Origin of the sequence: Stenotrophomonas maltophilia group sp. Smal17, from assembly GCF_030237045.1 — a bacterium.
Taxonomy (GTDB): domain Bacteria; phylum Pseudomonadota; class Gammaproteobacteria; order Xanthomonadales; family Xanthomonadaceae; genus Stenotrophomonas; species Stenotrophomonas forensis.
In genome coordinates this window covers 33,921-49,286 of record NZ_JASJSU010000008.1, presented here as the reverse complement: position 1 = coordinate 49,286, position 15,366 = coordinate 33,921, and the positions used below count along the sequence as shown (strand labels likewise).

Genomic DNA, 15,366 nt, shown 5'->3' with positions numbered 1-15,366 from the left:
TCGGTAGGTGCCCACCTTGGTGGGCACGAATGCCCGGACGCTACAGGAACGCGGCCATACGCTGCAGCTCGTCGTCCAGCGCGCCTCGAAACACCTTGTCGCGTGCCAACGACCTGCCGGCATAGCCCACGCTCGATGCCAGTTCACCGTCGCGTACGCTGAGATTGGCCCAGCCCACCACCTGGTCGTGCCACAGCACCGGCAGTGCGTAATAGCCGTACTGGCGCTTCGGCGCAGGCGTGTAGGCTTCGAACTTGTAGACCCACGCCCACAGCAGCTCGAAGCGGCGGCGGTCCCACACCACCGGGTCGAACGGGGCCAGCAGGCGCACCTGTTCGTCCGGTGCATGGCGGCGCGAGCGCGGATTCTCATCCGCCGGCCAATACCAGGTGGTGCCTTCCAGCGTGCAGCTGGCCAGCTGCTGCTTGGCCAGCGCCAACGCCTTGCGGGTCTGCTCGGCCAGATGCGGTGCGCCGTAGCCCAGCAGGCGCACCAGGTAGGTCAGGCTGGCCGAGGGCAACGGCGCGTACTTGCGCACCACCAGGTCGATCAGGGCGGCGGCGCGTTCAATCTGCGCCTGTTCGCTGGCATCGGCTTCGCTGTGGTCGGCCACCGCATAGATACGCGTGCCGCTGTCACGACGCTGCACACGCAGCAGGCCGCGGTAGTGCATGCCATCCAGCAGATGGGTGCTGGCATTGCTGGTGCCACCCCAGTAGTTGGTCACCCGGCCGTGCGCGAAGGCCTGGTCCACCTCACGTGGATGCACGCTGCCACGCTCGCGCACGAAGGCCAGCACGTCCGCCGCGCGTCGCTGGGTTTCGGCGTCCCACGCGCGTTTGGACACCCGTGGATGCATCAGCGCCAGATGCTCGCGCGGCAGGAAGCCGTAGTTCACCAGGCAATCCTCCTCCACCGGCAGGCGCGCATAGCGCCGCTCCAGATCCCCTGCGCGATAGTCCTTCACCCGATGGCGCAGGGTCAGATCCTGCGCGCGTGCCGGCGCACGGATCGGGTCGGCCTGCACGAAGCCGAGGCGGCGGATCGCGCTCAGCAGCGTGGTGGGTTTGAACAACGTGCGCGCCACCGCGTAGCGGCGCAGATCATCGAGGGTGGGCGTGGCAGGCATGGTCGCATTGTAGATCCACGCCATGCTTGGATGGGGCCGTGGCGAACCGTGTAATGACGTCCACGCATGGCGTGGATCTAGCGAAGCTGCAGCACCTCCAGCGAACCGATCACCAGCGCACGCATCCCCTGCCTGAACTCGGTGATCACCTGCCCCTCTTCGTCATCGGCAATCGCGTAGATCGTGTCGGCACCTGCAATGCAGTAGAACGCAATCGTGGCCAGCAGCCAGCGCGCCTTGTCCAGCGGCAGGCCGAACACTTCGGCCACATGCGCCTGGTGCGAGGCGATCTTGTCCAGCATCGGCGCGGTCGCCACCGCGCGGCGCAGCAGGTACGGCGGCAGCCCGGGGTGGGCCTTCACCACTTCGCACAGCGATGCCACGAAACCCATCAGATAGGCCTCCAGCCCACCCGGTGCGTCGGCCGAGGCGCGCGGAATCTGCCAGCGCTGGAACACGGTATCGGCTACCAGCCGCTTCAGCGCCTCCAGATTGGCCACACGCTTGTAGAGCGCGGCCTGGGTGACCGCCAGTTCGGCGGCCACGTTGGCCATGGTCAGGTTCGGCAGGCCCAGCTTGATGCCGATGTCGGCCAGGCGATCGGGGGTGATGGTGGGCGGGCGGCCACGGGCCGGCGCCGGGATCTCGGTGCGCATGTTCATACCGTAGTGAGCGTGCCAGCAAATGGACCCTCTTGTCCGCACCCCGCAATTTAGTTTAATTTACTCAACTAATTCGGAATGCGTCTGGTTCGCAATCACGACGCACGCCGGAATCGAGCCCGTGGCTCACTTCCCGCCAGGTCCCCACCCAGCCGACAACCCTGCGCTGCGCCCTCTCCCCGTGCTTGCCGATGGCAGCGCGCCAGGCGCGTTCGCACCTGCGATTCACAGGAATCTGGCATGACCGTGCAGTTCGTTCGTTCTTCGATCCTTCGTCCGGCCGGGGGTGGTTCCCGCGTGTCGATGCATCTGCCGGGCGCTGCCCGGCGCTACCGCGTGTCGGCCCTGGCGCTGGGCCTGCTGGCCTCGTTCGCTGCGCTGGCGGACTCGGCGCCGTCCACCCTGCCCTCGGTGCAGGTGCAGGAACAGCGCCGGGTAACCGGCGACTATGCCGGCGGCCAGGTCGCCTCCGGCAACCGCGTCGGCCTGCTTGGCGACAAGGACTTCATGGACACGCCGTTCAGCACCGTCAGCTATACCGAGGCCTTCATCCGCGACCGCCAGGCCAGGGACCTGACCGACGTCATCGCGGCGACTGACCCCACGGTGTTCAGCAACGGCGTGACCGGTTCGTGGAGCGAGAACTATTCAATCCGCGGTTTCGCCTCCAGCACCAGTGACACCACCTTCAACGGCCTCAGCGGCATGGCGCCGTACTACCGAACCTCGCCGGAGATGTTCGAGCGCATCGAGGTGCTGAAGGGCCCGTCCGCACTGCTCAACGGCATGCCGCCGGGCGGCTCGGTTGGCGGCAGCGTCAACCTGGTGCCCAAGCGCGCGGGCGAGCAACCACTGTTGCGGGTCAGCGCCAACTTCGCTTCCGATGCGCAGTTCGGCACGCACGTGGACCTCGGCCGCCGGCTGGGCGCCGACAAGCAGTTCGGCATCCGTTTCAACGGTGCCTACCGTGATGGCGACGGTGCCGTGGGCAAGCAGAGCAAGAAGGTGCAGCTGGGCGCGCTGGCACTGGACTGGCGCGGCGCGCGCGCGCGCATCTCCGCCGATCTGTACAGCGCCGACGACCGCGTCGACGGCCCGGCCCGTGGTGTTGGCCTGGCACCAGGCGTGGCTATTCCGCGGCCGCCGCGCGGCGATACCCTGATCAACCCGGACTGGGCCTACGTCGACAGCCGCGACAAGGGCGCAATGCTGCGCGGCGAGCTGGACATCAATGACAACCTGATGGCCTACCTGGCCTATGGCACCAGCAAGACCGACTACCGCTACAACGGTTCGATCAGCGCGCAGGTGCTGAACCCGGCCGGCGACTTCACCACGGTGATCGGCCAGCTCGCGTTCGATATCAAGAAACAGTCCGGTGATGCCGGCCTGCGCGGCCGCTTCCACACCGGCAGCGTCGGCCACCAGTGGGCCGCCAACGTGACCCACTACCAGCACACCCAGAACGACTACGGCCGCCGCAGCGTGCCCGGCTGGGACTGGACCACCAACCTGTACCACCCGGTGTGGGGCCCGGCGGCGCCGTTCGTGGCGCCGCACATTTCGCACACCGAGCTGAAGCTGGACAGCATCGGCTTCGCCGATACGCTGTCCTTCGCCGATGACCGCGTGCAGCTGACCGTGGGCGTGCGCCGCCAGCAGGTGCTGAGCGAAACCTTCAGCGTGGCCACCGGTGCGCGCACCTCGCGCTATGACGAGAGTGCCACCACCCCGGCCTTCGCCCTGCTGCTGAAGGCCACGGACAAGGTCTCGCTCTACACCAACTACATCGAGGGCCTGAGCCAGGGTGCCACCGCGCCGATGACCGCCGCCAATGCCGGTGATGTGTTCGCCCCATTCCGTACCAAGCAGAAAGAGCTGGGCCTGAAGCTGGACCTCGGCCGCTTCGCGCACACGTTTGCCGTGTATGAGATCAAGCGGCCGAGCAGCTACACCGACCCGGTCACGAATATCTTCTCGTTCGGTGGCGAGCAGCGGAACCGCGGCGTGGAATGGGGCTTCTTCGGCGCACCGCTGGATGGTCTGCGCCTGATGGGCGGCGTGGCCTACGTGCAACCCAAGCTGACCCGCACCGCAGGCGGCGTGAATGAAGGCCGCATTGCGACTGCTGTGGCACAGCGCCAGGCCAAGCTGGGCGTGGAATGGGATGTGCCGGCGCTGGAGGGCTTGACCCTGACCGGCAATGCCACCGCGATGTCGAAGCAGTACATCAGTGCCGACAACCGCCTGTCGGTGCCGGGGCGTACGTTGTTCGACGTGGGTGCGCGCTACAGCACCACGATGGCGGGCCGGCCGCTGGCGTTGCGGGCCAGCGTGAACAACGTGACCAACAAGGCGTACTGGGGCATGCCGTTGTTGTCGAGCCTGGCGTTGGGCGCGCCGAGAACGGTGTTGGTGTCGGCGACGATGGATTTCTGAACGGCATCCACGCATGGCGTGGATCTACCGTGGAGCCGAGCCATGCTCGGCTCCGATTCGCGACTGGCCACCGGCATCGATACGCCACGCCCTCACCGCTGCATCTTACAAGGATGCGTCCAGATCGCGGCGATAGTCCTCCAGGCGGGAGCTGAGAGCCAGCTGCAGTGCATCCAACGCCCCATCGCTGGCGCCCGCACCTTGGCGCAACGCACTCTCGATCTCGCCGCACTGCTCGGCCAGCGCCTGCTCGCCCATCATCTGCAATGCCCCCTTGAATCCGTGCACACGCTCCAGAAGCGCTGCAGTGTCCGCGTTGGCGCGTGCATCGAGGATGGCCTGAAGATCCTGGTCGCCGGTGTCAACAAAAATCCGGCGGATGCCTGCGGGAATGTCGCGAGGCACCGGCACCGCAGCGGGCCCCGCCCCCCGCTGCTGGCCGCGTACGTGGTCCGCTGGAGCGTTGGTGCGGGCCAGGGCAACCTCAAGCCGGTCCAGGTTGAAAGGCTTCAGCAACAGATCATCGATGCCGGCAGCAAGGCAGCGCTCGCGTTCACTGGCCAGCGCCGTGGCGGTGATCGCCAGGATCGGCAGCGACTGGCCGCGCTGACGCAGGTCACGGGCCAGGGCATAGCCATCCATCACCGGCATGTTGATGTCGGTCAGCACCGCACGGTAGTGACCGTCCTTCCACAGTTCCAACGCCTCCGCACCATTGCCGGCAGCGTCCACGGCGAAGCCGATCTCCTCCAGCTGCTGCTGGATCAGCTCGCGGTTCACCGCGTTGTCCTCCACCAGCAGTACGCGCCCGCGGGCGGCCGTTGCTCGTACAGGCTTCACCACCGCCACGTGGCCCCCCGCGCTTTCGCCGGGTGCCAGTGCCTCAAGCACGGCCTCGCTGACGTAGCTGCTGACTTCGATGCGGTCGCCGCGGGTTTCCGCGCTGAGCGGGCCCTGTGCATGGGCATGCACGGTGCGCGCGTAGCCCTGCATCAGCTGCTGCTCTTCGTCGATGCTCCATGCGCGGTGGTCGCCCACGATCAGCAGCGCATCGCCGCCCTCGTCGTCGTTCTGCGGGCGGTCGAGCACGGCGGCGGTCGCCCCCCACGCCACCAGCAGGCGCTCCATCTCGGCCCGCCATTCCGGCGTGCTCGACAACACGGTCACCCGCCGGCCGAGCAGCGGTTGCGTGGGCGGCGGCTGCAACGCCTGTACCTGCATCGGCAGCAGCAGGGTGAAGCTGCTGCCAACCCCTTCGGTGCTTTCCACCGACACCTGCCCGCCCATCGCCTGGGCGATCTGCTGGCACAGCGCCAGGCCAAGCCCACTGCCACCGTAGCGACGCGAAACGCTGGCGTCCGCCTGCTGGAACGGCTGGAACAGCTGCGCGGTCTGTTCCGGGTTCATGCCGATGCCGGAGTCGATGACCTGCACGCGCAGCTGAGCACCCTGCCCCGCCGAGTGGTGCAGTTCTGCCCGCAGCAGGATGCGCCCGGATTCGGTGAACTTGACCGCGTTGCCCACCAGGTTGGTGAGGATCTGGCGGATGCGGTGTGCATCGCCCACGCACAGCTGGCCGGCCGCCGCGTCCACGGTGAAGTACAGGCGCACGCCCTTGCGCAGCGCATCGGGTGCGAACAGCAGCGCCACGCCTTCGATCAGCGGGCGCAACGCGAAGGGCACCGGCTCCACATCCAGCTGGCCGGCCTCGATCTTGGAGAAATCCAGCACGTCACTGATGATGCGCATCAGGGCGTCGGCCGAGAACCGGATGCGGTCCAGCCGCTCGCGCTGGCCCGGCTGCAACGGCGAGCGGGCCAGCAGCTCCAGATGGCCCAGCACGCCGTTGAGCGGCGTGCGGATCTCGTGGCTCATGGTGGCTACGAAGGCGGACTTGGCCCGGTTGGCCGCTTCGGCGGATTGGCGTGCCGCCTCGGAATCCTCGCGAGCGCGGCGCAGGTTTTCTTCCAGCTCCACCTGGGCGGTGACGTCGCGCAGTGCGCAGACCCACACCGGCTGTTCGTAATAGGTGGCCTGCGCCATGCTGATCTGCAACTGGGTGGCGGTGCCCGATTCGGCGGGAGACCACTGCAGTTCCAGTACTTCATCGATGCGCGCATTGCGACCCACTTCGGCGAGGCGCAAGTACAGTGGCGGCGACGCGACTTCGCTGGCCGTGCGTACGGTCTCAACCAATTGACGCGCAGCGTCGTTCTGCAACAGCGGCTCACCGCTGTCCCTGGCCAGCAGGACCAGTCCGACCGGTGCAGTCCCGATGATGACCCGGCTCAGCGCCTCATTTTCGTACACCCGTGACGCATCGTTCAGCGCCGGCGTGAACACACGCTGGTCGATGCGCCGCAGCAGCCACCACAGCAGACTGATGATCAGCAGCGCACTGAGCGCGCGGGCCAGCAGGTAGGCACCCTGGCTGCGCCAGATATCGGACCAGCCGTACACATGGCTCAGGGTCCACTCGACGCCTGGCAGCCCGCTGGCCAGTACGAACGACCCCTGGCTGTACCGTCGCGGCGGCTGTCCCCCTGCGCGCGCCGTGTCGCTTGGCGCGGGCCTCATCAACAGATCCTGCTCCCGTTTGGACAGGCCACCGGTACTGAGCACCACCTGCCGCTCTGCCGTGCTGACCAGGTAGCGACCCTGCTCGCGCGCTTCCAGCTGAGCCTTGATGTTGCCGACAGATTCAAACACCACGCGCCGGAAGTACGGAGTGGTGCCTTCGGCCAGGGTGACCATGCCGATCAGCGACGGCTGACCAGTGAACGGATTGATGCCATAGCGCGACATCAGGCGCCCCTCGCGCGCGGCTTCACGGATGGGCCCGGGACGCACGGTTGCCTGGCGGAACCGCGCTTCCTCACCCAGCAGCCGCGCAAAGGCCTGCTGGCGGGTCGTTACACCCAGTGCGCGCAGCAACTGGGATTCATCGCTGATGTTGGACACCGCCAGCAGCCGTCCCCGCGGCTCGTAGGCATAGACCAGCAATGGCCCGGAAGCATTCTGTGAAGTGATCGAATCGGCGGTGTAGGCCGAATAGATGTCCACCATGCCCAGGTACGCGGCCAGTTCCTGTTCCGGCAGCGGCTTGTCCTTCAGCCCCAGCACCAGCCAGGGCACCGCAGTACGCCCTTCGGCGCGAACCAGCACTTCTTCGCCCTGCGCGTGGAAGCGGGCGGCCAGTCCGGCACCGGAAGCGGCCAGTCCGGCCCGCTGGTCACGCCACAGCACATCATTACCGTTGATGGAGGTGGCATAGGCGCGATCACGCTGCAGCAGGTAGTATTCGGCGGCGGCACGCGCCTCGTTGAAGGAATGCCGCTCCCGCGCGTGGAACTCCTCGACATCGGCGATGGCACTGACCAGGGCGGTCAGCACTACCAGTGCGGAGATCAGCGCGCCGCCTCCGTACAGCAATCGGCGGCGCAGCTGGCGCAGGTCGTCCAGGCGCGCAGCCACCGCCTGCCTGGCGGGGCCTTGCACTACGTCTGAGCCCGCCATGACCGTGATCCCCAGGTGAGTGGCCTACAATTTATCCTATTGGCCCAACCGGCGCCTGCAAGGCAGGCTGGGGCCAACGCTGGCTGCCACGGTGGGAGGTATGCTGGCAGGCCCTGATTGTGAGACACCCGTCATGCGTACCCTGTACCCGGCCATCGAGCCCTACCGCGAGTTCACCCTGGCGGTGAGCGATCTGCACACCCTGCACATCGAGGAGTGCGGCACGCCGGACGGAATACCGGTGGTGTACCTGCACGGCGGGCCGGGCGCCGGCATTTCGCCGACCCATCGCCGCTTCTTCGACCCGGCGCGCTACCGCATCGTGCTGATCGACCAGCGTGGCAGCGGGCGCTCCACGCCGTTCGGCGAGCTGCGCGACAACACCACGCAGGCGCTGGTGGCCGACATCGAGAAGGTGCGTGAGCATCTGGGCATCGAACGCTGGCTGGTCTACGGTGGCTCCTGGGGCTCGACGCTGTCGCTGGCCTATGCGCAGGCGCATCCCGCGCGTGCGACCGGCCTGATCGTACGCGGCGTGTTCCTCGGCCGCGAGATCGAAAACCGCTGGTTCGCAGAGGCCAGCGGGGGTGCGCGCTGGATCTTCCCCGAACGCTGGGACCGCTACGAGGCCTATATTCCAGAGGGCGAGCGCGCCGACATGATCGCGGCCTACTGGGTGCGCCTGGACAGCGCCGATGAAACCACCCGCATCGAAGCGGCACAGGCATGGCTGGGCTGGGAAGACAACGCCGCCACCCTGCAGCACGATGTGGATGCCGTATCCACCGATGATCCGCTGGACACGCTGGCGAAGGCGCGCATCGAGGCGCACTACTTCCGTAACGGCATCTTCCTTGAAGCCAACCAGCTGCTGCGCGATATCGACCGCATCCGCCACCTGCCTGGCGTGATCGTACAGGGCCGCTACGACATCATCTGCCCTCCGCGCAGTGCCTGGGATCTGGCCAAGGCATGGCCGGAAGCGCGGCTGGAGATGGTGACCTCGGGCCACAGTGCCAACGAGCCGGCCACGGTCGACGCGCTGGTACGGGCCACGGATGCATTTGCCGACCAGCTCGGCCAGCGCAGCTGAGCTGCCGCCTCAGCAGGCGACCGTGAACCCCACCGTGGTCAGCCCCTCGTGGCTGGCCACGAACACGTCGCCGCCATGCAGCATGGCGATGGCCTTGACGATCGACAGCCCAAGGCCGTGGTGGCGTTCGCCCCGGTACTCACGGGCCTGGTCCACGCGGTAGAAGCGCTCGAACAGCAGGGGCAGGTGCGCGGCAGCGATGCCGGCGCCCTCGTTCATTACCGCGATGCGCGCGCCCTCGCCTTCGGCCTGCAGCTGCACGCGCACCTCGCTTCCGGGCCGCGCATGCTGCACGGCGTTGTGCAGCAGGTTGGTCAATGCCCGCCGGAACAGCGACGGGTCGATGCGGGCGGTGGCGTCGCCCTCGATGTGCAGGGTCAGCCCGGCATCCTCGAACAACAGCTCGAGGAAGTCGCCTGCAGCCGCCACTTCCTCGGCCAGCGCAACCTGACGGGTCTCCATGGCGATGTCACCCTGCCCGGCACGCGACAGGAACAGCATGTCGTTGACGATGGCACGCAGCCGCTCCAGCTCTTCCAGATTGGACTGCATCACCTCCTGAAGTTCGGCATTGTCGCGCGGCCGCGACAGCGCCACCTGGGTCTGGCCCATCAGATTGGCCAGCGGCGTGCGCAGTTCGTGGGCGACGTCGGCGTTGAAGCCGTCCAGGCGGGTATAGGCCGCTTCCAGCCGGTCCAGCGCGCCATTGAACGCGCTGGTCAGGTGGCCCAGTTCCGCCGGCAGGCCATCGGCCGCCAGGCGCTGCGACAGCCGTTGTGGACTGAGCGAGCGTGCCTCGTTCGAAAGCGCGCGCAGCGGTGCCAGCCCCAGGCGCGCGATCCAGTAGCCTAGCCCGGCCACCAGCAGCACGCCCAGCGCGCCGGCGATCCACAGCGCCCACGCAAAGCGCTGCAATGCGTGGGTGTAGGGCTCCGAATCGATGCCGATCCAAAGATCCACGGCCGGCCGCACCCCCTTGCCAGGCACGTGCTCGTAAAGGGTGCGCAATGGATGCCCGCCTGCCCGCTGCAGCGTCCCCATCCCCGCATCGCCCTTGGCCGGTGGCCGCACCGAAGGACGCTCCGCCCCGATGCGGAAGGTCGGGTCATCACTCCACGCCCAGACCAGGGTGTCGCGGTCGCCGGAGATCAGGTTGCCGACCTTGTCGCGCACCTTGCTCCAGCGTTCGCGGGTATCGCACATCGCCACGCTGCCGCTGACCGCATGCAGCTTGGTCTGCAGCTCGGCATGCTGGTAGCGCACCACCTGCCGCTCCAGCACGCCGTACACGCCGATGCCCAGCAGGGTGAACACCAGCAGCGCGGCCAGCGCGAACATCGCCGACAGGCGCTGCGCAATCGACATCCTCATCGACCGTCGTCCTCGTCGTCACGCACTTCCAGCACGTAGCCCATGCCGCGCACGGTGTGCAGCAGCTTGCTGGGGTATGGACCATCGAGCTTGCTGCGCAGCCGCTTGATCGCCACTTCCACCACGTTGGTATTGCTGTCGAAGTTGATGTCCCAGACCTGGGCGGCAATCACCGTCTTGGACAGGATCTGTCCGCGTCGCTGCGCCAGCAACGCCAGAAGTGCGAATTCCTTGCCGGTCAGGTCCAGTCGCGCGCCGTCACGATAGGCACGCCGTGCCAGCAGGTTGACCTGCAGGTCGCCCACCTGCAGTTCGGTCGGCTCCTGCTGGCGCCCACGCCGCACCAGCGCCTGCAGGCGCGCCAGCAGTTCGATGAACGAGAACGGCTTGACCAGATAGTCGTCGGCGCCCTGCCCCAGCCCATGCACGCGATCATCCACGCGGTCACGTGCGGTCAGCATGATCACCGGGGTCTGCTTGCTGCGACGCAGTTCGCGCAGCACGTTGAAGCCATCCATGCCCGGCAGCATCACGTCCAGCACGATTACGTCGTAGTCGAACTCGCGCGCAAGGTGCAGGCCGGTCACGCCGTCCGCGGCCAGATCCACTGCCCAGCCCTGCTCGCCCAACCCGGTGCGCAGGTAATGGGCGGTCTTGCTCTCATCCTCGACGATCAGCAGTTTCATCCGGGCTCCGTCAGCGCGGCGCCTGCCGCTGCCCTGCGCTCACGTCGGCGCTGCAGGAACAGCCGGTCCAGGGCCAGGTAAATCACCGGGGTACTGTACAGGGTCAGCACCTGGCTGATCAGCAGGCCACCCACCACCGCCACGCCCAGCGGCTGGCGCAGCTCCGAGCCGGTACCGAAGCCGATCATCAGCGGAATGGCGCCGAGCAATGCCGCCAGCGTGGTCATCATGATCGGGCGGAAACGGGTCAGGCAGGCCTCGTGGAGCGCCTGCATGGGTGTCAATCCACGATTGCGTTGCGCATCGAGGGCGAAGTCGACCATCAGGATGCCGTTCTTCTTGACGATGCCGATCAGCAGCACGATGCCGATCAGCGCCATGATCGAGAAGTCCAGGCCCCACAGCCACAGCATCAGCACCGCACCGATACCGGCCGAAGGCAGCGTGGACAGGATGGTAAGCGGGTGCACGAAACTCTCGTAGAGCACACCGAGGATGATGTAGACCGCCAGCAATGCGGCCAGGATCAGCATCGGCTGGCTGGCCAGCGACTCCTGGAACGCCTGTGCGGTGCCCTGGAAACGGCCACTGATGCTGGCGGGCATGCCGATCTGCGCCTGTGCCTGCCCGACCAGGGTGACCGCCTCGCCCAGCGAGACACCCGGCGCCAGGTTGAACGACAGGTTCACCGCCGGCAGCATGCCATTGTGGCTGATCGACAGCGGGCCGTTGCCCGGCGGCTGCACCTGCGCCACCGCTGACAACGGCACCATCTGCCCGGTCAGCGGCGAGCGCAGGTGGAAGTAGGACAGCGCATCGACCTGGCCGAGCAGGCCCGGTGCGATCTCCAGGATCACCCGATACTGGTTGGTGTCGGTCTGGAACTCGTTGATCTGGCGTTGGCCGAAGGCGTCGTAGAGCACCTGATCGATATCGTTGGCGGTCAGGCCGAAGCGCGCTGCGGCGGTGCGGTCGATCTGCAGCCGGGTGACACTGGCGCCGACCTGCTGGTCGTTGGACACGTCGCGCAGCTGTGGCAGGCCGCGCAGGCGCGTGGTCAGCTGTTCGGCCCAGCGCGACAGTTCGCGGCTGTCCTGCCCGCGCAGGGCGTACTGATACTGGGTGCGTGACGGCCCGGCACCGAGGTTGATGTCCTGCGCGGCACGCATGTACACGGTGATGCCGGGCACGCTGGCCATCTTCGCGCGCAGGCGGTCGATGAAGGCGTGCACGTCCACGTCGCGGTCGCCACGGTCCTTGAGGATGAACCAGAAACGCCCGTTGGACAGCGTCTGGCTGCCACCGGTCGCGCCCACCGCATGGTTGTAGGCCAGCAGCGCCGGATCTTCGGCGGCGATCTTCGCCAGCTGCTGGTGCTTGGCCGCCATCTCCTCGAAGCCGATGTCCTGTGCCGCTTCGGTGGTGGCAACGACGAACGCGGTGTCCTGCAACGGGAAGAAGCCCTTGGGAATCATCACGTACGACGCCACGGCCACCGCCACGGTGGCGCCGAAGCCGAGCAGTATCAGCCGTGGATGGCCCAGCGCCCATTGCAGGCTGCGGTCGTAGCCGGCCAGCAGGCGCCCGGCCAGCGTGTCCTGGCTGTCCTGATGCGCCGGCATGCGCTTCATCAGGTGCGCGGCCATCATCGGCGCCAGGGTCAGCGAGGCGACGATGGAGATCAGGATGGCCACGGTGATGGTCAGCGCGAACTCGGCGAACAAGCGCCCGACCACGCCGCCCATGAACAGCAGCGGGATGAACGCTGCGATCAATGACAGGCTGATCGATACCACGGTGAAACCAATCTCCTCGGCCCCCTTCAGCGCGGCCTCGATCGGCCCCAATCCGGCCTCCCGATGGCGATGGATGTTCTCCACCACCACGATGGCATCGTCCACCACGAAGCCGACCGCCACCACCAGTGCCACCAGGGTGAGGTTGTTGAGACTGAAACCGGCTACATACATCGCCGCGAAGGTGGCCACCAGCGCCACCACCAGCAACGCGCCGACGATGAGCGTGGCCGACAGCTGGCGCAGGAACAGGCCCATCACCAGCACCACCAGCACGATGGTCAACACCAGGGTCACTTCCACTTCGTGCAGCGAGGCGCGGATGGTGCGCGTGCGGTCGTTGAGCACGTCCACATCGACGCTGGCCGGCAGGTTGGCACGCAGCTCCGGCAGTGCTGCCAGCACTGCGTCAGTGGTGCGCACGATGTTGGCGCCCGGCTGCCGGCTGATGATCAGGCCCACGCCCGGCTGCCCGTTCGGCCACGCCTGCACGTAGGCGTTCTCGGCACCGTCGACCACCTGCGCGACGTCGCCCAGCGTCACCGGCGAGCCCGCGCGGTAGGCCACCACCAGCTGCCGGTAGTCCTGCGCATCGAACAACTGGTCGTTGGCTTCAAAGGTGGACGTACGCTGCTCGCCCATCAGCGCGCCCTTGGCCTGGTTGAGGCTGGCGTTCTGGGCTACCCCGCGCAGGTCGGACAGGGTCATGCCCATCGCCGCCAGCCGCTCCGGCTGGGCCTGGATGCGGATGGCCGGGCGCTGCTGGCCGACGATGTTGACCTCGGACACGCCACTGATCTGGCTGATTGAACGCGCCAGCCGGCTTTCGGCCAGATCGCTCAGCTCGGTCATCGACATCTGCGCCGACACCACGCTGAGCACCAGGATCGGGCTGTCGGCCGGATTGACCTTGCGCCAGGTCGGCAGGTTCGGCAGGTCGCTGGGCAGGCGCCCGGCGGCGGCATTGATCGCCGCCTGCACTTCCTGTGCGGCGGTATCGATGTTCTTTTCCAGATCGAACTGCAGCGTGATCGAGGTGCTGCCCAGCGCGCTGGTGGAGGTCATCTCGATGATGCCTGGCACGCCGGTCAGCTGCGTTTCCAGCGGCGTGGCAACCGCCGACGCCATGGTGTCGGCACTGGCCCCGGGCAGGCTGGCATTGACCCGGATGGTGGGGAATTCGGCCTCCGGCAGCGGCGCCACCGGCAGCCGTGGCAGTGCAGCCACGCCGAGCAGCACCACCGCCAGGGTGAGCAGCGTGGTCGCCACCGGGTGCCTGACGAACCAGCTGGACAGCGAGACACGCGCACTCATGGGGCGGCCCCGCCGTTGGCAGCCGGTACGGCCGCTGCCGCGGCTTCAGCGACGACCACACCCGGGCGCAGGCGCGACTGGCCGTCGCGCACGATCACATCGCCCACGCGCAGTTCGCCCTGCACCGCCACCTGCCCGTTCTCGGCCTCGCCGACGCTGACCGGCAGTACTTCCACGCTGCCGTCGCCGAGCACGCGATAGACGAAGCTGCCGTCCACGCCGCGCTGGATGGCCGCCGCCGGCACCACCAGGGCGCCGGTGCTCTGACCGGTGCGCACGCGCACGCTGACCAGCTGGCCGGGCCACAACCGATCATCGGCATTGGCAAAGCGCGCACGCAGGCGCACGGTGCCGGAGGTTTCCTCCACCTGGTTGTCGATCACCTGCAGGCGGCCTTCGGCCAACAGCAGGCCACCGTCGCGGTCGAGCGCCTGCACCGCCACTTCACCGGACGCCAATGCCTGCCGCAGCTGCGGCAATGCGTCCTGCGGCAGTGCGAACACCACCGAGATCGGGTCGGTCTGCTGCACGGTGACCAGCCCCTGGGTATCGGTGGCCCGCACCAGATTGCCTGGATCGACCTGGCGCAGGCCGATGCGGCCGTCCATCGGCGCCAGGATGCGGGTGTACGACAGCTGCACCTGCGCGGCGTCCACCGCCGCCTGGTTGCCGTGCCCGGTCGCCTGCAGCTGCTGTACCGTCGCGGCCTGTTGTTCAAGCATCTGCCGGGACACCAGCTGATCGCCGGACAGGTGCTGCAGGCGAGCCAGGTCCGAGCGTGCGGCATCCAGCGTGGCGCGGTCACGCACCACTGCGGCCTGCGCGCCGCCCAGATCGGCGCGGATCGCGCGATCATCGATGCGGGCCAGCAGCTGTCCCTTGCGCACCTTCTGGCCTTCCTCGAACAGCACCTCGGTGAGCACGCCATCGACCTGCGGCCGCAGCACCGCGCTCTGCAATGACTGCACCGTGCCTACGCCGCTGCGCCAGTGCGCCACATCGCGCTGCTCGACGCGACCGGTGACCACCGGCACCGGTGGCGGGGTGCTGGCGGGCTGCGCGTCACCCCGCGACACACCATGGAACAGCATCACCAGCGACAGCACCACCAGCAACAACGCACCCAGTGCAAGGTGGCGGCGACGCATTCGTGCGGACAGGAAAGGAATTCGCATGCGGGGAGTCCATACCGGTGCCGGCGCGGGGGCTGCGCGGGCCTGATGCCATCCTTACCGGTAGCCTCCGGCGCCTGGCTGTCGCCTGCCTGACAATTCCGTCAGCTGGTCGTCCCTCGGGCGTCCCGTGAACGATGGCCCACCCACGTGCGCGACCACCGGCCTTCTTCGCGCCTCCCTTACGG

9 protein-coding genes are annotated in these 15,366 nt (G+C 67.6%); 2 read left to right on the top strand and 7 right to left on the bottom strand.

Translation table 11 applies throughout. The annotated features are described in order from the left end of the window. Nucleotides 1–40: 40 nt before the first annotated feature. Complete coding sequence (locus QRO93_RS04135) at nucleotides 41–1,153, bottom strand: DNA glycosylase AlkZ-like family protein (protein ID WP_238581795.1); 1,113 nt, start codon at nucleotides 1,151–1,153, stop codon at nucleotides 41–43. A 53-nt stretch (nucleotides 1,154–1,206) separates the two neighbouring features. After that, entirely contained in the window at nucleotides 1,207–1,791 is a 585-nt protein-coding gene (locus QRO93_RS04130) for a TetR/AcrR family transcriptional regulator (RefSeq protein ID WP_180878602.1), read from the bottom strand. Nucleotides 1,792–2,094: 303 nt separating this feature from the next. On the opposite strand from QRO93_RS04130, the gene QRO93_RS04125 reads away from it, so the two are divergent. Next, nucleotides 2,095–4,230, top strand: coding sequence for a TonB-dependent receptor (locus QRO93_RS04125; RefSeq protein WP_404830594.1), 2,136 nt, complete (start codon nucleotides 2,095–2,097; stop codon nucleotides 4,228–4,230). 105 nt (nucleotides 4,231–4,335) lie between these two features. On the opposite strand, the gene QRO93_RS04120 is transcribed toward QRO93_RS04125, so the two are convergent. Continuing rightward, nucleotides 4,336–7,746, bottom strand: a complete 3,411-nt coding sequence (locus QRO93_RS04120; protein ID WP_180878604.1) for an ATP-binding protein — start codon at nucleotides 7,744–7,746, stop codon at nucleotides 4,336–4,338. A 133-nt stretch (nucleotides 7,747–7,879) separates the two neighbouring features. On the opposite strand from QRO93_RS04120, the gene pip reads away from it, so the two are divergent. Continuing rightward, on the top strand, nucleotides 7,880–8,839 hold the full coding sequence (pip, locus tag QRO93_RS04115; protein ID WP_180878605.1) for a prolyl aminopeptidase: 960 nt from the start codon (nucleotides 7,880–7,882) through the stop codon (nucleotides 8,837–8,839). 9 nt (nucleotides 8,840–8,848) lie between these two features. Here pip and QRO93_RS04110 read toward each other — a convergent pair whose 3' ends face one another. From QRO93_RS04110 to QRO93_RS04095, 4 genes are read right to left on the bottom strand one after another with little or no spacing between them, the layout of a single operon-like run. Continuing rightward, nucleotides 8,849–10,210: a heavy metal sensor histidine kinase gene (locus QRO93_RS04110; RefSeq protein ID WP_180878606.1), complete on the bottom strand. Its 1,362-nt coding sequence runs from the start codon at nucleotides 10,208–10,210 to the stop codon at nucleotides 8,849–8,851. Further along, nucleotides 10,207–10,896, bottom strand: a complete 690-nt coding sequence (locus QRO93_RS04105) for a heavy metal response regulator transcription factor (RefSeq protein WP_014037326.1) — start codon at nucleotides 10,894–10,896, stop codon at nucleotides 10,207–10,209. Before QRO93_RS04105 ends, QRO93_RS04110 begins: the two co-directional genes overlap by 4 nt. Beyond that, nucleotides 10,893–14,006, bottom strand: coding sequence for a multidrug efflux RND transporter permease subunit (locus tag QRO93_RS04100; RefSeq protein WP_285303960.1), 3,114 nt, complete (start codon nucleotides 14,004–14,006; stop codon nucleotides 10,893–10,895). Before QRO93_RS04100 ends, QRO93_RS04105 begins: the two co-directional genes overlap by 4 nt. Then, entirely contained in the window at nucleotides 14,003–15,181 is a 1,179-nt protein-coding gene (locus QRO93_RS04095) for an efflux RND transporter periplasmic adaptor subunit (protein WP_258010883.1), read from the bottom strand. The genes QRO93_RS04100 and QRO93_RS04095 overlap by 4 nt, the downstream gene beginning before the upstream one ends. Nucleotides 15,182–15,366 lie beyond the last annotated feature (185 nt).

What these genes read in the sequence shown, in the direction of transcription:
- QRO93_RS04095 (WP_258010883.1), bottom strand. Translation starts at nt 15,181, where the DNA reads ATGCGAATTCCTTTCCTGTCCGCACGAATGCGTCGCCGCCACCTTGCA.
- QRO93_RS04120 (WP_180878604.1), bottom strand. Translation starts at nt 7,746, where the DNA reads ATGGCGGGCTCAGACGTAGTGCAAGGCCCCGCCAGGCAGGCGGTGGCT.
- QRO93_RS04135 (WP_238581795.1), bottom strand. Translation starts at nt 1,153, where the DNA reads ATGGCGTGGATCTACAATGCGACCATGCCTGCCACGCCCACCCTCGAT.
- QRO93_RS04130 (WP_180878602.1), bottom strand. Translation starts at nt 1,791, where the DNA reads ATGAACATGCGCACCGAGATCCCGGCGCCGGCCCGTGGCCGCCCGCCC.
- QRO93_RS04125 (WP_404830594.1), top strand. Translation starts at nt 2,095, where the DNA reads ATGCATCTGCCGGGCGCTGCCCGGCGCTACCGCGTGTCGGCCCTGGCG.
- QRO93_RS04100 (WP_285303960.1), bottom strand. Translation starts at nt 14,006, where the DNA reads ATGAGTGCGCGTGTCTCGCTGTCCAGCTGGTTCGTCAGGCACCCGGTG.
- QRO93_RS04110 (WP_180878606.1), bottom strand. Translation starts at nt 10,210, where the DNA reads ATGAGGATGTCGATTGCGCAGCGCCTGTCGGCGATGTTCGCGCTGGCC.
- pip (WP_180878605.1), top strand. Translation starts at nt 7,880, where the DNA reads ATGCGTACCCTGTACCCGGCCATCGAGCCCTACCGCGAGTTCACCCTG.
- QRO93_RS04105 (WP_014037326.1), bottom strand. Translation starts at nt 10,896, where the DNA reads ATGAAACTGCTGATCGTCGAGGATGAGAGCAAGACCGCCCATTACCTG.